15 protein-coding genes are annotated in these 22241 nt (G+C 56.0%); 6 read left to right on the forward strand and 9 right to left on the reverse strand.

Annotation, left to right across the window (positions count from 1 at the left end):
- Positions 1–364: 364 nt before the first annotated feature.
- From OSO_RS0135130 to OSO_RS0135145, 3 genes are all read left to right on the forward strand, one after another.
- The gene (locus tag OSO_RS0135130) at positions 365–859 is read left to right on the forward strand and encodes a DinB family protein (RefSeq protein ID WP_010587505.1); all 495 of its coding nucleotides are present in this window, start codon (positions 365–367) and stop codon (positions 857–859) included.
- Positions 860–998: 139 nt separating this feature from the next.
- On the forward strand, positions 999–2477 hold the full coding sequence (locus OSO_RS0135135) for a DUF1570 domain-containing protein (protein ID WP_083843057.1): 1479 nt from the start codon (positions 999–1001) through the stop codon (positions 2475–2477).
- Between the two features lie 245 nt (positions 2478–2722).
- A complete protein-coding gene (locus OSO_RS0135145) occupies positions 2723–3577 on the forward strand; it encodes an ExeA family protein (protein WP_010587507.1) in 855 nt (284 codons plus the stop codon).
- Positions 3578–3957: 380 nt separating this feature from the next.
- Here the strand turns inward: OSO_RS0135145 and OSO_RS0135150 are convergent, their stop codons facing one another.
- From OSO_RS0135150 to OSO_RS0135165, 3 genes are all read right to left on the reverse strand, one after another.
- Entirely contained in the window at positions 3958–4995 is a 1038-nt protein-coding gene (locus OSO_RS0135150; protein ID WP_010587508.1) for a hypothetical protein, read from the reverse strand.
- Positions 4996–5253: 258 nt separating this feature from the next.
- Positions 5254–6363 (reverse strand): hypothetical protein, encoded by a 1110-nt coding sequence (locus OSO_RS0135160; protein WP_157605899.1) that lies wholly within the window; start codon positions 6361–6363, stop codon positions 5254–5256.
- Between the two features lie 170 nt (positions 6364–6533).
- On the reverse strand, positions 6534–10643 hold the full coding sequence (locus OSO_RS0135165) for a secretin N-terminal domain-containing protein (protein ID WP_010587510.1): 4110 nt from the start codon (positions 10641–10643) through the stop codon (positions 6534–6536).
- Between the two features lie 626 nt (positions 10644–11269).
- On the opposite strand from OSO_RS0135165, the gene OSO_RS0135170 reads away from it, so the two are divergent.
- A complete protein-coding gene (locus OSO_RS0135170; RefSeq protein WP_010587512.1) occupies positions 11270–12079 on the forward strand; it encodes a hypothetical protein in 810 nt (269 codons plus the stop codon).
- Positions 12080–12119: 40 nt separating this feature from the next.
- Here the strand turns inward: OSO_RS0135170 and OSO_RS0135175 are convergent, their stop codons facing one another.
- From OSO_RS0135175 to floA, 4 genes are all read right to left on the reverse strand, one after another.
- A complete protein-coding gene (locus OSO_RS0135175; RefSeq protein ID WP_010587513.1) occupies positions 12120–12806 on the reverse strand; it encodes an SdpI family protein in 687 nt (228 codons plus the stop codon).
- A 147-nt stretch (positions 12807–12953) separates the two neighbouring features.
- Entirely contained in the window at positions 12954–13277 is a 324-nt protein-coding gene (locus OSO_RS0135180; RefSeq protein WP_010587514.1) for an autorepressor SdpR family transcription factor, read from the reverse strand.
- Between the two features lie 166 nt (positions 13278–13443).
- Complete coding sequence (locus OSO_RS0135185; protein ID WP_010587515.1) at positions 13444–14406, reverse strand: lysophospholipid acyltransferase family protein; 963 nt, start codon at positions 14404–14406, stop codon at positions 13444–13446.
- Positions 14407–14680: 274 nt separating this feature from the next.
- Entirely contained in the window at positions 14681–15640 is a 960-nt protein-coding gene (gene floA / locus OSO_RS0135195; RefSeq protein ID WP_010587516.1) for a flotillin-like protein FloA, read from the reverse strand.
- 188 nt (positions 15641–15828) lie between these two features.
- Here floA and OSO_RS0135200 point away from each other — a divergent pair, with 188 nt between their 5' ends.
- Positions 15829–16296, forward strand: a complete 468-nt coding sequence (locus tag OSO_RS0135200) for a RidA family protein (RefSeq protein WP_010587517.1) — start codon at positions 15829–15831, stop codon at positions 16294–16296.
- A 136-nt stretch (positions 16297–16432) separates the two neighbouring features.
- Here OSO_RS0135200 and dnaA read toward each other — a convergent pair whose 3' ends face one another.
- Together dnaA and OSO_RS46370 are read right to left on the reverse strand one after the other, a co-directional pair.
- Positions 16433–17935 (reverse strand): chromosomal replication initiator protein DnaA, encoded by a 1503-nt coding sequence (dnaA, locus tag OSO_RS46365; RefSeq protein WP_010587518.1) that lies wholly within the window; start codon positions 17933–17935, stop codon positions 16433–16435.
- A gap of 395 nt (positions 17936–18330) precedes the next feature.
- Entirely contained in the window at positions 18331–19113 is a 783-nt protein-coding gene (locus tag OSO_RS46370) for a GNAT family N-acetyltransferase (RefSeq protein ID WP_157605902.1), read from the reverse strand.
- 751 nt (positions 19114–19864) lie between these two features.
- Here OSO_RS46370 and glgP point away from each other — a divergent pair.
- Entirely contained in the window at positions 19865–22027 is a 2163-nt protein-coding gene (gene glgP, locus OSO_RS0135220; RefSeq protein ID WP_010587520.1) for an alpha-glucan family phosphorylase, read from the forward strand.
- Positions 22028–22241: the final 214 nt, after the last annotated feature.

Here is a 22241-nt window from a genome sequence, read left to right on the forward strand (position 1 = left end):
AAATCGCGACCCGAAACGTCCGTAGAGGACCTTTTCCATTTACGGTTCGAATTTTATCAGGCCGCGTGAGATCGCCAACTGACGTGGCCTTTGGTGCCATCCGGCGTCGAAGCATGAAGCATGCTCGTTGGCGTCCAAGGAAATCTTGTGTCCCATTTGAGGAGGGACTCTGATGAATCTGTCGTCCAAGATCAGAGATCTTGCGCCTTGCGATACGACTTTGATGACTCGTAGACTTCTCTCGAGATACGTCGCAGGCAAACTGCAGAAAGCATGAATTCGCCGACGATGGCCTTTTCAAGCCGTGCGGTTCGTGGATGCAATCGCACACCCGTTGTCAGAAATGTTTTTTTAAGGACGGACGATGAGTACCATTCGTGTGATGCTGGATGCCATGGAACTGTGCCGGATGCGGACGCTGGGCACGCTGGACGAGATCGCCAAGTCGCCAGATCCAGCCGCCATTCTGGGGTGGCGACCGGGACCCGGCCGGGCGCACATTGGCTGGCAACTGACGCATATTGGCATCACTGAAGAACTGACCGCGACCGAACGGCTCGTGGGAACCGTTCCTGCATTTTCGGATCTCGTTCCGCGTTACAAGTTTGGCAGCACACCCGACGACGAAATCCCCTCGGTGGAATTGATTCGCCAGGTGCTGGCCGAATCACGGCAGCATGTGCAGTCCTGTTTCGCCAAGTTCACCGAGGACGATCTTGAGACGATTCCTGAATGGTATACGGGGCGGGGCTGGACGCTGCGTCGGATTCTGCAGATCCTGGTCTGGCATGAAGCCCATCATCAGGGACAGGCCCACATTACGTTCAATCTCTGGAAAGCCGCACATTCGAAGGCGTAAGATGAATGTGCAAAGACATTTCCGGGTGACCTTCGTTACTCCGTGGTAAGATCTCGTGATCGGAATCACGTGTCTCACCTCGAACACGAAGTTTTGATGCGACCGAAAAGCATCGTTCCGACCGCGCAAGGGTTGTTTCATGCGGAACAGAATGACGTTGCTGTTTGTTGCCGTGATCTGCTGGTCGTCGGTGGTGCGAGGCGACACATTCACGATCCGCGAGGATGACGGCAACCTGGCAACCGTGGAAGCAAGGCTTGCTGGCGAGCGACTGGGCTTTGTGGCGCTCGAACGGACGGACGGACGGATTGAGATTGTTCCGCAGCAGCAGGTCGTCAAACGTGAACTTGGTCCTGATCCTGAACCCGTTTCATGCGAAACGGTTGTCGAACGCCTGACGGAACAGTTTGGTGCCGAGAAGTTTCGCGCACATTGCGACGCAACCTATGTCATTGGATTGGTGCTGTCTGAGCCGTTGCAGAAGCAATACGAAAACCGTGCCGCCGCATGTTTGAAGAAGGCCGTGGGCTTCATGAAACGCGTCGAGAAAGTCTTTCTCGATTTCGCCGGCGATATGAAGTTTGAAACAACCAGGCCCCGGTATCCACTAGTTGTGATCATCTTTGAGACGGATGATGATTTCACGCGATTTGCCGAAGCCGAAACGGGTGGACGCGGCCTGTCGGCCGGTGCGATGCTGGGCTACTACAGCGGGCTCACCAACCGGCTGGTCATTCGCATGAGCGAATGCCATACGTTTTCGACACCACTGCACGAGGCAATTCACCAACAGGTCTACAACCGCGGACTGATTCAGCGGCTGGCCCCAGTTCCGTCCTGGTTCAATGAAGGAATCGCAACAGGGTTTGAAGGCAGCGGAGAGAAAGTGAACGGTGGGCCGCTACGAATCAACACTCGGTACGTTCGCGCGGCGATGCAAGCTCAGAACGTCAATTGGGATGAAGTCGTCGCTGACGATAAGTCGTTTCGTGGTGACGTTCTCGCGGGTGAAGCGTATGCACACGCCTGGAGCATTCACTGGTTCCTGGTGACGAAGTATCCCAAGCAATATCTCGAATACCTGCAGCTTCTCGGTCAGAAGCCGACACTCGCCATTGATGACGCGTCAACGCGCGTCAAAGACTTCGAAAAGGTGTTTGGCAAGCCGGTTGGAAAACTGCAGAGCGAGTTTCCCGCCTCGTTGGAGCGTGCCGCCAGAAAACAAAAGGTCTCGTTTGGCGAACAACGTCAGCCAGGCTATTTGATCTTGCAGTCGAATCTGGGTGAAGTCGAAGTCACTGCGGTGAAGAATGGAGCCACCGGTGAACTGGTGACGGAAGGCCACATGCGGAACTTGTCATACATCCGCCCGATGAGCTTTCATATCACGCTGGAAACGGATGCGGGAACGTATGCCGAGTGGTATGTCCCGAACGTTCCTGCCCAGAAAATCGTGACGCTCTCAAGACGCCTGGCTGACAAACAGATGCAGGGGGGGGCGAACCAGGGAACCGGTTCGACGTTCAGTATCAAGGTTCGTTCGGTCGTGCCCGACAGCGAAACCGGAAAGACCTGGCAGCGGGGGCAGTTGCCGGTTCCGGTCTTCAATCGAAGCTGAGCGGGGCCCCGGCAGAAATTGCCGCCGACTTCTTTCGACTTCGCTGATGAGAGTTCGGCGAGTTTGCCGATAAGACTGACGTTGCGGCTCGTGCGGATGAGGATCTGTTTCTTGTTCGGCGGCCGATGCGATCAATTTGACGGAACTTCCATTCCCGGAAACGACGGCGGACCGGCGATCAACGCCTCGTCCCGGAGAATGGCGGCTCCGTTGAGTTTGATCGGAGACGAACGAGAGGATCACTCATGGACCTGAGCTATTGGGGCTTCCAGCGCTGGCCGTTCGAACGAACGTTCGCGCAGGACCGATTCTATTCGAGTCCGATCCATGAAGAGGCCCTCGCACGATTGCTGTTCCTCGTCGAAGAATCTCGACGGACGGGATTGTTGACCGGCCCCGCAGGAACGGGCAAAACGTATCTGCTACGGTTGCTGCATGAGCGTGCGGAACGCCTCGGTCGATTGACAGTTCGCTGCGACGCAACTGGGATGAGTGGGATTGAACTCGCGACTCAAATCGCGATCGGCTGCCATGTTCCTATTGCGATGGACGATTCGCCATTGCGTGTCTGGCATGGGATTGGAGAACGATTCGCCGCGCTCACCCTTGTGCAACAACCGGTACTGGTCATCGTGGACCATTTCGACAGCACAGAGCATGGTTGTCAACAGGCGCTTTGTCGACTTCGTCAGGCTGCCGATGCGGCGGGGACCAAATTGACGATGGTTCTGGCCTCGCGCGAACGAGCGGTGCCGAGTCTGCTTCAAGATCATATTGAACTCGGAATCGACGTCGTCCCGTGGACTGCTGATGAGACGACGCAGTTTATTCGGTTTTGCCTGGCTCGGGCGAATGCCAAAGAGATGCTCTTCACCGATGAAGCCGCAGCGGCGGTCTTCGAGGCCACGTGCGGAGTTCCGAACTCGATCGTGATGCTATGCAGTCTGGCGCTGTTGGCCGCCAAGGGGCAGGACGAGACCGTCGTGACGAGCGAGTGCGTGGTCGCATGCGCCGGGGAATTGCCGCGACGATCCGTCAATCAAGTGAGCGACAATCGAACGGCGGGGACAAGGTCGATGGCAGGCAGCGCCGCCCGATAGGCTTCGGCCGGGGACTCGCTTGCATCGATGCCGATTTTCGCTGTGCGTTTTCCCCGTGGAAGTGTGATGCGATCGTCCCGTCCGATAGGTGGGCACATCGACACGTCCCGCCCGCGACCGTGAAGGTCAGGCTTTCTTCGCTGCTGGGCCACGGCTCTGGGCCGAATTCGCTTCGCATCTTCACGCAGAACTCCCGACTTGATTTTTATCGAGATTGAACGACGTCCTTGTGAGTAGGCCATCCTTCGCGGTGATGTTGTTGAGTCTTGCATTCACCGTTTAAACGAAAAACCGGCTGGAATCGCAATGGTTCCAGCCGGTCAATGTTCACCGTGATCTACCGATCGTCTGTCTTTGATCGACATGCAAAGCGATGTCGATTATGGGATGACGAAATACAAACCTGCGACGTATCCGGCCTGCACCACGGCAGCTTCGGCATTCAGCGGGATTGGATAGTGCAGCTTTGGAGCACAATCGCCCGGACGATAGTAGCCCAGCATATACTCGTCCTTGCAGATCGGATCGATTGTCATCTGATAGGGCAGGAAGGCTGCCTGAAGTCCGAAACGACCGATGGAAGCGATGGGCTGCAAAAGATGTCCATAGGTATGGCCATATCGCTCGAGCGCTGGGTCGGCAAAGTACAGTGGATGGCAATGGAAGTTCGAGGCTTCCCATGCGAGAACGACAGGCGGAAACTCGCGTTGTGGATAGGTGGTTTGAGTGAAATTCAGGCCGAATTCTTTCCCCTTCTCAAGGGCGAACTCCCGCATATCCTGATCGCGTGTTCGATCATAAAACGGATCGATATCCGAGATCGTACGGGTCCTTGCATTGCGCATGACACCACCGACTCTATCGGCCATCGGGGCTTGCGGTGCCACTTCCTGCTTTTGGACATCCGGCGATGGAGTGTCAGGTGACGGAGGAGGTGGTGGTGCGGTTTCTTGAACTCTGGCTGCCACCAACTGGCCCCCGCGAGTGGTGCCCGCATCACTTGTCTTGCCGACGTCGGGTGAGGCGCTGGCATTGAGGTCGTCGTCAGGCAACGGTTGGCGAGCGGGCAACACCCAGTCATTCGACGTGTCAGTGGGAAGTGCCGTCAACCGAGGAATCAGCGGCCCCCCTTCGGATGACGAAGGAAGCTTGTCTTCAGAACCCGCCAGCTGTGCCTCGTCCGGAAGTCGCGAGGGCACCTTGCGCTGTGGAGCGGGCGGATCAGACGGGTATTGTTGCTTCACACGCTGCCATCGCTCTTCTGCCGAGCGACGTTTTAATGTTTCCAACATGCCGGTTGCAGACTCTGCCTCATCTTCGGCGCGCGTCGTAGTGACAGACATCGCAAGTAGAGACAGCATCAACAGCACAGCTGTTGAGCGAACCAAGTTCAAACGAGTCACAGAAGCGATTGTCATGACGATGATTCTCCTCACGGATCGAAGCCAGGCTTCAACCGGATCGTCTTGTGTCTTTATCGTCGGCCGTGAATCGATCGCCCGACGATCGGTCAGACTCGTCGAAGCCGTTCGACGTACCGACCTTCTCAGACAGAATTACATGGAGAATACATCGGCTGTTGAATCTGGGTAATCCGCATTCAGCGCAGATTAACATTCGGCATCAGCAGACTTCGCCGATGAGTCTGACGCCTAGGTATAAGCGTGACGATTGCATCAGCGCGCCGTGCGTCGATAGGGCTCCGTTTCATCCGCGGAATTGGCGGACAACCTGTCTGGTTCGGTTCCTTGATGTCCCGAGAAGGCCTCTGCATCGACTGAACGTCTGTTCGTACGCATGCCGGTGGATTCCATGTCGTCATCGTCGAGCGGATGTCCGCGGCGCGAAGCGGGGGCGGCCGGGCGCTCGTCGCGACGTCGCATTCGGATCTGACGTGAATGCAATGCGTTATTGGCAGGTGATGCTTGTTCCGCATTTAGTTCGGCGGGGGCCGCGACTATGGGGGCCGTGGCCGAGGATGCAGCGGCACTGGCTTTCTGTTCAAGGAGTTGTTGCACCATCGCCTCAAGTCGCTTCACGCGATCGGAATCAGTCGAGGTTGCGGGTGGCTGCTCCGTCGTTTGATGCGACGCGAGTTGAATCGGGTTGGGTGGCGGCGCGGCCTTGCTTCCGGCCGTCGATTCTATCGTTTGTGGGTTCGGACCCGTGCTGATGGTGGTGGTCCGTCGCAGTTCTCCCGTCATGGCATCGGTCGCAATCTTCTTCAGTTCCTCGTCCGAGAACGGCTTTGCGTCGTCGCCGCGTTGTGGCTTTTTGTTCCCATTCAAGGGCATATTCGAGAAATCGGAAAAGACAGTGGGGCCCTGCTTGGGTTTCAGGCGAATCCGCAATGAACAATTGGCATCATTGACGCCGCGCCGTGTGTAGGGAATGAACACGGTATAAGTCAGCCCCAGTGTCGACTGCGCCAGATGAACATCCCATGACCCACTATCAAATTCGAACACACGCAATGGCTTCGCTTGTTCTTCGAGTGTGCCCTGATCGTCGAACAAGTAGATCCGAACATCTCCGTCAACTTTGAGTGGAACGGGAGATCCATTTGATAGAAACAAGATCTGACCAGAGAATCCCTTGCAGGGGCGTCCATCTGGATCGTTCCCATCGGCATGCTGCCATAGGCCGATGATCTGGACAGCAGGATTGGCGGCGGTGGCTTTCGGCAGTCTCTTCTCAAAAGGCGAATGAAACGTCGCGCATCCGAATGAGCTGCATAGCAGAACATTGCATGACAGGATCATGAGAAGGGATCGAGTGCCAAACATCTTCACAAACTCCGCTGCGATCTCGGGGCATCGTGCGTTCAAAACGACCCCTGAAGTCGACATGATTCTTGACATTGCCGTGGTCAATTGCCCACCTAATTCAATCTGCGTTCGCGACTGGCTTTGCCGGAATTGATCGAGACGCTTCAATCTTGTTTCTGGTGTTCGTTTCAGCGTTTTGGTTTCGTGGATTTTTTCTTATCAGGTTCTGGTGCTGTCCAATTGGCCGTCGTGACGCGTTCTGGTGGCGTATCATCAGTTTCCGTCGCAGCGGACCGCATGGCATTCAATTGTTGGATCTTTTGATCGGGTGCCGGTGGAACGGGGCTGTCCGACGTCGGTTGATTTGGCTGCGTCGGTTTGGCGGGTGGCAACTCTGTGGGCTTTGCTGGAACCAGCTCTGTCGGCCTTGCATTGGGGACAGTGTTGCTCGGCACAGGATTCAGCGGGGTGGGCTGTGGTGGGACCAGATCCGCACCAGGTGCGACGATAGAGCCAGGTGCAACCCATCGCTCGGCGTCGTCAAAGACTTCTTCGGCAGGAATCGCGCGCAGTGGACCATGCATCGCTTCGGCCTCGCCCTCGATAAAGTGAATGCGGCCCATTTCGATATCCTTCAGACATTCTTCTTCGATCGGACCGTTCACGACGCGCGGTGTGAGAAAGATCAGCAGCTCGCTACGAATCGAGGCTCGCGAATCGTAGCGGAACAGATGTCCGACGATCGGCAGGTCGCCCAGGAAGGGGGCTTTGCGAACCGACGCTTCATCGCGCGAACTGATCATTCCACCGATCACGATCGTACTGTTCGATGGAACGAGTACGGTCGAACGAACGTTACTGAGATCCGTAATTCGCTGTCCGACGGGTTGACCGCGCGAATCCGTCGTCACGTTCACCGTTTCTTTACTGAGCTGACTTCGGTACGCATACAGTTGGATGACAATATTGCCGTCTTGATTGATGCGAGGCGTCACGTCCATTCCGATCCCGGTCGGCTGTTGCGTCAGAATTGGTGAAATGACTCCCGTCGTCGCATTGGTGTTGAACGCTGTCACGGTCGGAATGTTCTGACCGACGAACACCGAAGCGGGTTGGCTGTCGAGTGCTCGAATCTGTGGGCGGCTAAGGATCTGAATCTTGCGGCTAGCGGACAAGGCTCGCAGCAACGCATTGACAGAGTTCGATCCGGCAGACAGTACCAGGCCACCATACCCCAGATCGCTGTTCGTTCGGCCCAGTGAAAAGTTGGTTAGGCTTTGCGCACCCACCGTACCCGCGGCAGCCAGGATGTTGTTCCCCAGGGGAACGCCGGGGTTATTGAAGTTGAACCCGGGTGATCCTGCCTGCGACAGCAACGTTTGCGATGTGACTTGAGTTTGTCCGATCGGCGTCGAAGTCGTGGTCAGAACGACGGGCTGGTCTTTCGTACTGCGATCAAACAGAACGGGGCTTTGCAGTCCAAGCTCAATTCCGAACTCATCTGTGTTGTTCAGTTGGACTTCCACAATCATGGCCTGAATCACGACTTGCTTCGGCTCGGAATCGAGCTTCGCAATCATCTTCAAAATGGCGGGCATATACCGCGGTGTCGAACTCACCAGCAAGTTGTTCGAGACCGTGTCTGGGATCACGATCACTTCGCGTTCGACCTGTTCCACATTGCTGACCAGGTTCGGATCGGTTTGCGACAGATCGCGCTGCTGCTGGAAGAATTGCGTCACAGCTGTGGCGATCAACGTTGCCGGGGCGTTGTTCAAACGCACGACTTCGTTCACCCGTGCCCGCAGATTGCTTTCGTCCAGTCGCAGCAAGATCGCCTCGACGACTCGCAGGGCGTCGGCACTGCCTGTCGCAATCACACTGTTCGTTCGCGTGTCGACCGAGAACTTCATCGGAACCAGACTGCTGCTCGCGTCGTCGGCATTGGCCAGTGCGATTCCCAACTGCTGACGAATCGTATTTCCGGCACCTTGCTGTTGACCGTTGAACAGGGCATTCAACTGCTGCACCATCTGGTTCGCGTCCGCATTCTCGAGCGTGAAGACCTTGATCACCGAGACGGTATTCGTCGGGCGATCGAGTGTCTGAATCAGCGCCGCAATCAGCTCCATGCTGTTCTCGGAGGCGGTTACAATCAACGAGTTCGCATGGGCGTCAGGCGTGACGCGGATATCGGATAGGATTCCCGAACGAAGTTGTCGAGAAGTTCCTTTTTCCACCGTCAGGAACTGCAGAACGGACGATTTGACTCCCTTGAATTGCTCGTCGATCTGACCGCCGCCCAGTCCCAGATTGGCATTCTGACCTGAACTGCTGGCTGCACGCGGCGGAGCAAGCACACTTTGAATGGCCGAGTTGATCACGGCAGCCATTTCGGTTGCGACGCCGTTCTTCAGGACGAAAATTCGGACTTGGTTTACGGCACCGACTTCGTCACGATCCATTTTCAGGATCAGCTCTTTGATCTCGTCCAGATCGCGAGGTCGGGCGCGGACGATGACCGAGTTCGAACGAGAGTCGGCAATCACCAGAACCTTGGCACCGAGCGCCTTACGCTCTTTGTAGAACTCGGTGATCATCTCTTGAATATCCGTCGCAATGGCCGACTTCAACTGGAACACCTGAAACTCGGTCTGTGGGTCAACCGGGCGGTCGAGTTGATCGGCCAAGTCCAGGATCGATTCGACTTCAGCGCCTGGGGCCACGATCAGCAGTGCGTTCGGTTTCGAGACCGGAATAATCGCCACGCTTTGATGCGGTTGCGTCGCGCGGCCCGGGAACTTCGTCAGCTTTTCATAGACCGATGTCAGCAGTTCTGCGAGTGATTCGGAATCGACGTTCTTCAAATGGATCAGATGGACTTCCGGTGCCGTCGCTTCGCTCAGTGTTTCGATCTGCTTGATGACTTTCATGATCTGATCGACATCGCGCTGATTGCCGCGAATGATCATCACATTCAGGTCATCGATCACTTCAATGTTTACTTCGCCCTTGAAGTTGCCCAGCGTCTCTTCGACAGACTGGTCTCGGGAAGGAGCCTTCTCGTTCGGGGGTGGGACTTCTTCTTGGGCATCGTCGGGGATACGCCGCTGATTTTCGTCCGCCAGCCAGACTGGTTTGCCCTCTGTGGCGTGACGTGCCAGGGCTCGTGAATTGGCGGCGGCCCGCAATCGATCGATTTCGGCCGGAAGCTGATCTGCGACCTGGCAGACGTACTTCGACGTCGCTTTGATTTGGGTCTGGACATCCTGGTTGGCGGGACGATCGATGATTCTCAAGAGTTTCATGACTGCATCAATGCTTTTTGCCGTGCCATCGATCAAGAGCTCATTGCGCTCTTCATCGATCGAGATCATGAATTCGATGGTGGCGGGCTGTGCTGCTTTTGGCGAGGACGGATCAACCGATTTGAACTCGGGACTAACCACGCGGAAGGCGGGCAGGCCAAATCGACCCGAGTCCAACAGCTCGGCCTCGGACTTCATGGCGCGATAGATTCGCTTCGAGAGTTCGACCGCGGCCAGATTCTTCGTCCGATAGGTGGTGTGCGGAGCGGCATCACCGACATCGCTCAACTCTGTGGCAAGATCATTCTCGATGATGTGGCGGCCACGCCCTGCGGAGGTATCGGAGTTCGACTCATCCAGCGAGGCCTGTCGCACGGGACGCGATTCCCGCGTGCTATTGCGTGAGGTCGCCTGACGAACTGGCGATGCGCGGCGAGCGGTGGCGTCAGCGTGGCGCTCTGGGGCAGGTTCTTGATAGCCTGCGCGATCAACGGCCTTTTCGCGTGATGCTGAAACAGTCTCCGACTGCATTCGACGCGGAGCCGCGGCCTCATCCAGATGTTGCTGTGCAGAGTTTGGCGACGGCTTCCTGGGTAGGACCGCAGGTGGATAGTTCGGTTTCTGAGTATGAATTTCAATCAGAATCAGGAACTGGCCTTTTTCGATCAGTCTCAATCCCTGTTCTTCCAGTTCCTTATTGACGATCCGCATCGCTTCAGCACGCGTGTACATCGTTCGATCGGTGCGCGAAAATCGCCCGTGCGGCATCTTGTCCGCGACGATTTCCATATCACCCGTTTCGGCCAGGTCTTGGAAGACGCGTGCCCACGACGCGGAGAAATAGTTCAATTTGACCCGGGTCTGGGGATTTTCTTCCGGGACCGCGTCCGTGCTCTTTGGCTTCGTCGCGGCAGAGATTGGCTGGGACGAGGGGACCATCGAAGTGATGATCACGACCCACGCGACGACAAGCAGGCCCGAAAGTGACATCAAACCCATCATTGGCCAACGCGACGAACGTGGACCGTTCATCCGTGATGGCGGGGTAAGATCGCCCGGGGGAGTGTTGGAGTGAGAGATGTTCATTAATCTTTATCGATGAGGTAGACAATCCATCTACAACTGATCCAGTCGATTTAATCGGCAGCGTTTCGCATGTGCTTGACGGTAAAAGCTCGCTAAACACTCCAAATTAAGGTTCGTTACAGACGAACCATTGCCGAGGCGTTCGCAGTGGCAACTTGAAGTATTGATCCAGTCGAAGATCGGTAGAAGTTGCCGTAGTGTCCGAAGCGACGCCTGTCCGAATGGATCGTCAATAATACAGGCGTCACCGAGCGCAGTGGCGCACAGCACGCAGAATGAAAGCCGGTGGTCGGGCCGTTCTTTGGCGAACGTCGGGATGATTTTGGCACCAACAAAGAACTTTCGATTCTTTGATGAAATCCCGGTTAATGAACTTCGTCGAGCACGGTCTAACAGCGTGTGAAAACATGTCGCAGCCTCTTTTGGTTCTCGGAACCGCGGCGACATTCTTCGTGCTCAGCAAGCCTGTCCCCTTCGTTCTGAAGGGCTGCGAGTGGCTGGGAACGTTCTTCCTTTTAAGGAGTCGAAGCATGTTAAACGAACGTCTAGCACATTCTTTCTTTGAACGACAAGAAGAAGCCCATAAGCTTGCGGGCGGACTGGCAGCGCTTTCGCGGCGGGCGACGCTTTACCGACATCTGTACCTGGCTTCCCGTGGCAATCACACGTTTCCGCTGATTGCGGCACACGGGGCCTTATGGTCGGGAGGATACTTTCGCTTCGGTATGTCTCTGGGGTCCGTCCTTTCGTGGCAATATTTCGGTCGGCCCGAGCGTCGACGGCAGCAACAAGAGAAGTTGGTCGAGTTCGCCGATGTCTTTCGAGAAATCAATCGTCGCGTTTGCATCGATTCGTACGTCAACTTCCATTTCAGTCGCGAATTTGGCCAGCATGCAAATGCTTCTGATTTCATCCCTTCGGAATTGCTTGACCCATTGAATCGCATGCACGCCGCCATCGCGGCCGATCGTGAACTATCCGAACGCGAGAAACAGATTGTGTTTGAAGCGCATTTCCGTCACGAGCAGGCGCACGTCGTGGGACCAACGTTGATTGAAGCCGTCCAGGCGTTTGATTGGCCGCTCGTTCGCGAAATTGCCTTGCGTCCGCGAATCCGATTTGCCTATTTCCCCGGTCGAACCACGATGCAGTTCTGTAACTTCGCGTCTCAGGCGGAGCGACTCGAGAAAGGAATGACGGCATTCACGCTGGCCGCTCAGGTCGGCTGGTCAAACGTTGACGCGGCCTTGCGACTGTACCGTGTTCTACCAGATGCCTACTTTTCGGCACCGTTTGCCTACTTCAATCAGCTTCGAAGCTCGATCTTGGCGATGAGTTGAGACGTTGTAAAATTGATTCTGGTCCCGATTCATCACTGTCTTATTTCGTGTTTTCGGGTGAGACTGCAGTGGCGGGTAAACGGTCTGGGTCACCGCGCCATACGAGGTACGAATAGATCACCATCCACAGAATGGCGATCATGTTGACGGCGATCGCCAGGGCCATGGTCCATGCCGACGCAATCACACCAACTCCCGCGACCGCAACGCCCATCGCGACGAACAGCCAACCGGCCAATCGATGAGTCTTGTTCCATGATCGGCGACTCGAGAGCGTCCAGGGGGTTCGCACTCCCACAAACCAATTGGGGCGCAGCTTTCCCATCACGTTTCCTAGTGTGATGAACATCGCACCCAAGACGATCGGAACGATCTGCCCCACTTGAACCTGATAGCCCAAAGCCGCGAACAGCAAGCAACCATGAATGACCGTCATGACAATCAAGAGCGAAATCCTGATGACGGTATATGCCGGTGCGAATGACGGATAGTTTACGCGAGCCGGATCGATCCGTGGCAGGAATCGCAGCAGAAGATACAGCCCCGTTGCGATCACAGGGAGGATGAAGAGACCTTCCAATCGACTGCCGAATCGATCGACTTCACCCGCGAGGTTCCAATGCACGGGAATCTGAACAGGGGCCCACGGCCAAGCCACAATCGCGGCAGTAAACATCGCCACGAGGAGAAATAGCTGAGGTGCTTCAATACGCCATTGAGTTCGCATGATTCAGGGCCTTTGCAATACGGGGCACTCATTGCACGTAAAATGCTTTGACCAAATTTTCGCGACGTTTGCCTGTATCGAGTGGCACCCTCATCGGCTTCCGTGACGAAGCACTTGCCCTACGTTTGGGGTTAGTACCGCAAGTTGTCACCGCGGTGGGTCGCCGACGATCTGCGGTTTGTTTGCTTTGGCTCGGCGCGGCTGCTTCAGCTGACCCACGTCGAAAATCTCCATCAGCGTGTCGACCGTCTCTTCGACGATCGACAGATTCATGCTGTACGTAATCGTGGTGCCCGTTTTCTCTGCGACGATCAGTCCGGCATTTTTCAGGACGTTGAAGTGGCCGGAAAGCGTCGACTTGGCGAGTGTGAACTGGTCCGCAATCTCACCGGCGGTCATTTCCCGCTCACGCAGCAATCGCAAAATGTCTCGCCGAGTGGGATCGCTGAGTGCCTGGAATGCATCGTTCATGGCACGCCTCGTTAATTTGGTGTTTCGCTAATTAGCGAAATAATAACAAGCGGCAAGGGTGAGTCAATCACTCAAGAGATTTCAGCGCAGAGGAGGTTCGCATTTCCGGGATGTCGACGAGCGTAAACCTGCGGAAGGTTCCGTTCATCAAATTCGGTGAGTTCCCTTATCCCGCCATGCGCGGCGTCTGTTCGGTCGTGGCCGCCTTTTTTTGACGACGTTCGCTCTTCCAGCGGCGATGGACCCAGAAGTACTGCGCGGGAGCTCTTCGAATCGCGCGTTCCAGTGCGGAGGTGTACTGCTGAGTGATCTCGCCGACCGGATCGCCGCTGGTGATCTGTCTTGGATCGATCACCGCTTCGCAGCCGACTTCAAAGCGTGCTCCAAATCGATCATCGGAACGATCGGGCAGGCGGATCGAATAGCCCACCATGATCAGCGCGTCGTATTCCAGTGCCAGTAAGGCGATCGACTTGAAGGTTGAAGCAGGGGTGCCGAAGAAATCGACGAAAATCCCGCGTGGGCCTGCATCCTGATCGCAAAGCAGGCCCAGATTTCCGCCTTTTTCAAGCAGGTGGATCATTTCGTCATAGTCACCGGATTTCAGCAACATTCGGTGACCGGTCAGTTCGCGCTGCTTGCGGAACCAGTCGTGCAGATATGGGTTGTCCATTTCTCGTGCGACGATCCCCATCGGAAACCCCCACATTCCGAACAGCGAGGTTCCGACTTCCCAGTTGCCGAAATGGCCACCGAGCATCAAGACGCGCCGTCCCGAACAGATTGCGTCGTTCGTTCGCGTAAAATCGGCGAACTGCACCATCTGGCGATAGGTGTGCAAATGGAGTTTCCGCGCGGAATGCACGAATTCGACAACGGTACGAAAGAGATGCACCCACATCTCGTAAATGATTTGGTCCACTTCGTCCGACGTATATCGGTCGCCGAAAGCGCGTTTGACGTTGTCTTGCGCGACTTTGAAACGAGTCCATTTTCGGGGCAAGCCGTAATGAATGAACGTGGCGAATAGGCGAGCGAACCATGCTGCCGTACGCGGAGACAAACAATCGATCAAACAGACGATTGATTGAAAGGCGAAGAATTCCACTCGATGACGCAAGTTGAGCATGTGTCGAGTCACTCCTTTGACCGACGACCGTCTGAGGGCGGTAGCAAAACGAACGCACTCGCCGTCTGAGAAGTGTCCCTGGAAGGCTTTGCCGCGTCAATCGACGTTCCCGCCGGTGTTGAAGGCATTCCCGCTGGGGACGGGGCGTTGGCGCAGCAGTGGCTTCCGATTTTTTGATTCGTGACGCACTCCATCGGGCACGTCTTGGCGATGAGCCGCCAATGAAATTCCTTCGCCGCCCTATCCCTTGTGACGTGAGAGCTTCCGTTAGAGATCAAGCGGAACCGTTCTTTGAGGCGCCGGCACGCAGGCATCCCGACCGATATGCATCGGCCATTGCGAGCGGGATCTCGGCTTCGGCCAAAACCACCTTGGCCTGGTTCTCGACTGTGAGTGCTTTCATCTCTTGTTCGGCTGCCACGGCCCGAGCGCGCCGCTCTTCCGCTTTCGCTCGAGCGATACGCATGTCGGCTTCTGCCTGGTCGGCCTGAAGCCGGGCACCGATGTTGTCACCGACATCGATATCCGCGATATCAATTGACACAATCGCATACGCGGTCTGCGAATCGAGTCCCTTGGCGAGCACCGTTTTGGCAATGAGCATTGGATTGGCCAACACTTCGTTGTGCGTGTTGCAGGAGCCGATGGCCGAGACAATTCCTTCACCAACCCGTGCGACGATCGTGTCTTCCGTGGCACCACCCACGAGTTGGGCAAGGTTCGTTCGCACCGTGACGCGGGCTCGAGCTTTCAACTGAATTCCGTTTTTGGCAACGCCGTCGAGCGTTGTTCGGCCAAATGATTTCGGATCTGGACAGTCGATCACTTTGGGATCGACACTGGTTTGAACCGCTTCCAGCACATTACGACCAGCCAGATCGATGGCTGCCGCGGTGTTCCAATCGAGCTCAATGCGAGCGCGGTGAGTCACGATGAGCGCGCGAACGACGTTCTTGATGTTCCCGCCAGCGAGATAGTGCGCTTCGAGACGATTCGTAGTGATGTCACGCAGTCCCGCCTGTACGGCCATGATCTTGGCGTCGACGATCGCCGTCGGGTTCACTTTTCGCAGTGACATCCACAACAGAGCGAATGGACCAATGCGAGCACGGGTGACAAAGGCGCGAAGCCAGAGTTTGAAGTACGCCGCGATGACTGCCAAAAAGATGACCATCACCAGTACGGCGAACCCGACCAGAACGATCAACGCGATTCTGACTGTTTCTTCGGGCATTGGCGAACGTCCCCAGGAGATGTTGACTGCAGCGTCCCTGATTCTAAGAGACAGGGTGACTGCGGTCGAGCGACTCTACGTCAGTTGTCGGATTCTGCGCCACCCCGGCGATTCGGTTTCTTGCCTGGGTTGTCATCAGTATGATGGATTTTCATCACGTCATCACATCTTTTCTCGAAAGGAATTCCATGAGTGCCGAAGCCCGCGTTGCCGAATTGCGTCTTGAACTTCCACCAGCACCCAAGCCCGGGGGGATTTATCATCCCGTGCTGATCGTCGGAAATCTGGCCATCGTGTCGGGGCATGGCCCCGTGCGAAACGATGGCACAATGATTTCTGGAAAGGTGGGCGACACGATGTCGGAAGTCGATGCCCACAAGGCGGCACGTCAAGTTGGCCTCACCATGCTTGCGACCTTGCGCCGCGAATTGGGCTCATTGGATCGGATCGAGCGGCTCGTCAAAACCCTTGGGATGGTGAATGCGACGCCCGATTTCGCCAATCACCCGCAGGTCATCAACGGTTTTAGCGGATTGATGGTGGAAGTTTGGGGCGAGGTGAAGGGGCGTGGAGCGCGAAGTGCCGTCGGTATGGGGTCGTTGCCTGCAAATATCGCCGTCGAAGTCGAAGCAACGTTTGAGCTCAAGAGCGAATGAGGAACGCGCCTACGAGGGGGTGCCACTGGCGGGTCAAGACGACCGCCAGTGGGGCACGCCGAAGTGCCCATGTTTCTGCTTTTGTCGTTCCGCTGTTTTTTTGAGTGCAGGGACCGCTTTTGACGGCCCGCAATAATCAGCCCGCCATCAACTGCTGCTCAAGCATCTGCACAATCTCACCGATCGACCAAGATTGCGACGCGACGCGGATCGTCTCGTTCTGTTCGAGCCATTGCTGCACTTTTCGTTCGGCCGACATCACGGTGCTGTGGTTGCGGCCACCGAAGTGCTGTCCGATTTCTGTGTAGGCCGAAGGCGTCAGCTTTCTTGCTAGAAACATGGCCAGCATTCGCGGTTGGCTGATGGTCCGGACACGGCTTTCCGACTGCAGGTCTTTGGGGCGCACTCCAAACAGGTTGCACACAACGCGTTCGACATCACCCAGTCGGATCAATCGCATGCAGTCGCGTTCCAGATCGGCGAGAACGTCGCGTGCCGTTGATTGCGTGACCTTCTTCTTGGTCATCGAATAGTACGTTTGCAGGCAGTTCAACGCTCCTTCAAGTTCTCGGACACTTCCCTGGAACCGTTGCGCGATATGTTCCAGGGCTTCCGTCGCGAATTCGCCGGCCATTCGTCCGGCTTTCACCTGGACAATTTTCAGCCGTGTCGCGACGTCAGGGGTTTCCAGGCGGCAGACCAGTCCCGATTGAAAACGCGAGACCAACTCGTCGCTCAATTTGGTCAAGACGCGTGGATGCCGTGTCCCGCTCAGAACGATCGTGCGACCGTGATCGGCGAGCTCAACGAACGTGTGTAGGAATTCTTCTTGAAACACGCGCTTTGATTCAAAGAATTCCACATTGTCAACAATCAGCACATCAACGCTGCGAAAGCGCTGACGGAAGCTGGGCAGCGAGTGATCGCGTAGTGCTTGCGTGAAGTAATTTGCAAACGATTCCGCCGTGATCAGCAACACATTCGCGGAAGGCTGGGTGCGTTTGAGTTGCCGACAGATTCCTTCGAGCAGGTGTGTCTTGCCCGATCCCACGGGGCCGCAAATATAAAGCGGATTGAATGGGACCGGTTGACCGCTGCCCAACTGGCGAGCTGCTGTCAACGCCAGTTCGGTTTGAGGGCCTGTCACGAAATCATTCAAGTCTGCGAGTCGCCGACTGCGATTGGGTGGCAGGGTTGTCGTGGGGCTCGCGGATGAGCCTTGGATCGCAGGTGTGCTGGCTTCTGCCGCCAGGGCGCGTGGCGATTTCGCGGGCTTGTCGCGTGTTGGGACGCCCGTGGAGGATTGGGACGAACCCGTCGCCGACGTGATCGCCAAAGCGGAATCGACGGTGAAATTCGCTTGCGCAGAAGGGCCCAATACCGATTGTGCAGCGGACGTCAGTTCCGTGCGAAACTGCTTTTGCATCCAGTTCAATAAGAACGGGCTGCCCACAGCGACAGTCAGTCGATCGTCTGTGATTGCGAGCTTGACCTTGCCTTCAAACCACAGGCCATATCGCTTGGCTCCCAGGCGTTCCTGGATCGCGATCAGGACCGCTTGATTCAAATCGGGTGTTGTGTGTTCGGAATGAGCGGAGGTCATCTCCGCGCGGACGGACGGCGTCATGCCGGGTTGCATCTTGCACCCCCTTAACAAAGCCGAACCGCTGCCAGTCTTCCGCCGGCGCACAAAATGTGCGCCACAGATCCTTCTGACAGTGCGAGCACAACGCACCAACCCCGCCGCCGCAGCGACAGAAGTTGGAGATTGATAGCGGTAGAGCTAACCGGAAAAGATGTGCCGAAGACTTGGATGGCCCCCAGTCGTCGGCCTCGTTCAGATGATTGTTCGAGCGGGCACGATCCTATCTTGCGGCACGAGGGAGTCAAACCAAAAGGAATGAGAAATTTCTCGTGATTTTCATACGCGGTCTTGGCCCGCGCTAAAGTCCCTGAATTAAGCCGACTTGCTTCATGCGGCATGGTCTATGATTGGTCCTCAACACCTTCAGGTCATTGTGCAAATGATGTGGATTACTCGCGTGCCACTCGCGCGGAACGTCGCACCATTGCCTGCCTTCGCGCGACCTCTGTGAAGTTCAATTCGCCATAAAGATTGTTTGCGTAGATGTTTCCACAATCGACTGCAAGAAACATTGTGCTGCGGCCCGTGAAGGCTGCGGCTTGAACGCTATCGGACAAGATTCGACGGCCAAATCCTTGTCCGCGAAATTCAGGCACAATTCCAAAGTAGACCAGCTCGATCGCATTCTGTTCGGGGTGCTCGTTCGTGAGTGTGATGCCAATATCGTCCGCCCCTTGGCGATACAACCGCCAGCCAGCCGGATCGAATTGGCCTGATAATCGATGACTGACAAGAGCTGCCCGGCCATTGCGGAATCCGTCCAGGAACGGGCAGTCAAGGCTGTCCTGGTAGGATCGCTCGATGACACTCGCGAATCGGTCGGCTCGCGAGTCATCGAACGTGTCGAATTCCAGTTCGCCATCATTCGGTGACAGTGCCACGTCATCGGCAGACAAGGTGCGTGCCATGAAACAAAGATCGGCGAGGTGTTCAAATCCAAATCGCGCGATGAGTTCCGTCTCGGCGGTGTCGCCCGGCGCAAGCAAAATTTGGGCAAGCCGTGAATCCGTCCTATCGATCTCGTCACACATCCGCGTCATTAACGCGTCTTCCACTGCGGCCGGGGCGGGTGCCTGGCACGAGACGACTGGCGGCCAGACCAAAGTCACTCCGTCGAGTTGATGCATCAACAGAGCGGCCCCAACGACTTGTCCGTCGGCTTCCGCGGTCATCAGTCCGCTCAAGTTCAGTCCGCCACGCTCTGATGACTGAAGCGTGTCAGCGATCCTTGTTTCCTGCTCATCGACTGGAAAGCGCGCGAACAAGAGTCTCAACGCATTGGATCGATTCGACGGCGGTGTGAATGAAATCTTAAGTGTCAATTTGAATTCCTGCTCAACTGCCTGGCTTCGGCTCGCGAGGTGTCGGAATGTAACCGTGTGTCGGAATCTGCGTGTGATGAGGCGATCAAGCTCGGGATCAAATCCACATTCTCCAGCGGATCGCCACCCCGAGGTGCGACAAGTCTCAGGCAACATTGCCTATTTTGCTGGCAGGCTGAAACGATTAAATGGGAAATTTCGCGAGAGTCGAGAGGCGAGCCAAAAGCCTTCACAAAACGGTCGAGCTCGCCCCATTATCCTATTGTCAAACTTGGCACGCACATTTTTAGGGCACCGCGAGCGCGGTCGTGCGTGCGCACACTCGAAGCCCATTGCCGCAGGTGTTATACTCTGCCTGCGACGGGATCAGCCATCGATCGGCTTAGGATTTGCGTTCATCGCGGACCGATCTCTCATCAGAGGCTTGTTCTGGGTCAGAATCGGGCAGTCTCTCGTGTCATGTGGTTTGAGTTTGGAAAGGCGATTTCTCAGTCAACTCTCCTGGCCACCGAACAGCTGGCGTTTATTTCGCTCATCTCCGTTGCATTCCATCATCTTTGATCTGACCGTTTGATACCACGATAGCAGGGAAGACGAACTCATGGTTCTGCCGCAGGTGACTCAACGAAGTTTTTCCGAAAAGCTGGACGCACTTGCACGCAACTACTGGTGGTGCTGGCAGCCCGAAGTGGTTTCCATTTTTCGCGACCTCGATCCTGTTCGCTGGCGGCAATTTGATCACAATCCCATCTTGTTGTTGGGGTCATTCACCCATGAACAGTTGGAAGCGCGTGGACGCGAAGCGGTGCTGCATTCTCGTGTCAACTACGCCTTTCGGCGCTGGCAAGAGTACATGACTTCCAAGCACACTTGGGGGGATACACATACTGGCCTTTTGGGAAACAATCCCGTGGCCTATTTCTCGGCAGAATTCGGCATTCACGAATCGCTCCCGAACTATTCTGGTGGTCTCGGGGTCTTGGCGGGGGATCATTTGAAGAGTGCGTCCGACCTGGGTGTGCCTCTCGTGGCGGTCGGACTGTTTTATCAAGAAGGCTATTTCTCGCAGCAAATCGACGAAACGGGTTGGCAACGTGAAATCTATCCGTATGTGCAAAACACGCGGCTGGCAATTACGGCCGCCAAAACCCCGGCGGGCGAACGTGTAATCGTCAGTGTCGAAACACGCAACGGGCCGATTTACGCACAGGTGTGGCAGGTTGATGTCGGTCGCATCAAACTGTACTTGCTTGACTGCAACGTCGAACAAAACACACCCGAAGACCGTAAGTTGACCGCACGATTGTACGGCGGCGATCAGCGCATTCGAATTCGGCAAGAGCTGGTTCTGGGAATCGGCGGTACACGAGCCCTGACGGCCATGGGATACGACCCCTGCGTCATTCATATGAACGAAGGTCACTCGGCCTTCGCCCCACTCGAATTTATTCGCATGCGCATGGTTAACGACGGACAGTCGTTTGACGATGCGATGCTCAAGACGGTCTGGCATTGCTGCTTCACGACGCATACTCCGGTGCCCGCTGGGCATGATCGGTTCGACTGGGGGTTGTTCGAAGAACACCTTGGTCCCATTGCCGACCAGTTGGGAATCGGGCCTGGGGGGCTGATTGGACTGGGACGCGTCGATCCCAACAATACAAACGAAACCTTCTGTATGACGGTGCTGGCTTTCAAGTGCAGTCGGACAGCCAACGCGGTGTCCAATCTGCATGGAGTCGTCAGTCGGCGGATGTGGACCGGCTTGTGGCCGTGGCGTAGTGAAGAAGAGATCCCGATCGGTCACATCACCAACGGAGTGCATGTGTCCAGTTGGCTCGCTCCGCAGATGAAAACCCTATACGACCGCGTGTTGCCCTTGGACTGGCATCTGCGGTCTGGCGAGCCCGAAGTTTGGGCCGGCTTCGAGAATGTGACGCCTGGTGAGCTGTGGGAGACGCACCAGTCTTTGAAAAACCGCATGATCATGTTCGCGCGGTTGCGGATGCTGCGTCGTGCCGAACGCTTGGGGTTGTCGGATGCCGAAAAAACGGAAATCTCAAGCTTGCTCGATCCTGAAGCGCTGACGATCGGGTTCGCTCGCCGGTTTGCTCCTTATAAACGAGCCGACTTGGTTCTGCGTGACATCGACACCCTGACCAAGATCGTCTGTGATTCGAAGCATCCTGTACAATTTGTGTTTGCGGGCAAGTCGCACCCCGCCGACGACAACGGCAAGGCCATTTTGCAGAGCATCTTCAAATTGACGCAGCAACCAGCGTTCAAGGGCAAGATCATGCTGCTCGAGGACTACGATATCAATCTGGCCCGGCACCTCGTTCAGGGTGTTGACGTTTGGCTTAATAATCCGCGTCGTCCGCTTGAAGCGTCCGGTACCAGCGGTCAGAAGGTTGTGCTCAACGGCGGCTTGAACTGTTCCATTCTCGATGGCTGGTGGGCCGAAGCCTACGACGGTCAGAACGGCTTCACGATCGGAAATGGTCGCTCACACGTGAATCAGGACATTCAGGATGATCGCGACGCCAAGTCGCTGACGCGCGTTCTGCTGGATGAAGTCATTCCACTCTTCTTCGATCGCAATGACGAAGATGGCTTGCCCGAAGAATGGATCGCCCGAATGAAACGCTCGGTTCGAACTCTGGGCTGGCGCTTCAATGCGGATCGCATGGTGATGGATTATGTCCAGAACGCATACATCCCTGCCGCCGGTGGGGTCTCGTGCGACATGGGACGTCGCCCGTAGTCGTCGCCCGCAAGTGAAGTGTCGCGCTCTGATCGCAGGTGTATTCAATCCGTGAGGCTTCGGGGCTGCGTTGGTTGAGGTTTGAAATTCATTCAAAGCGTCGTGGCGCATTTCCGTGCCGCGACGCTTTGGTTGTTTTCGGATCATCGGCGTCCTGTGGGGATTCGGCTGAAGGGCGCCAGCTTGATCTGATGTTCCTTGAGGTGTGCCGCCT

This window comes from Schlesneria paludicola DSM 18645 (genome assembly GCF_000255655.1).
Lineage (GTDB): Bacteria > Planctomycetota > Planctomycetia > Planctomycetales > Planctomycetaceae > Schlesneria > Schlesneria paludicola.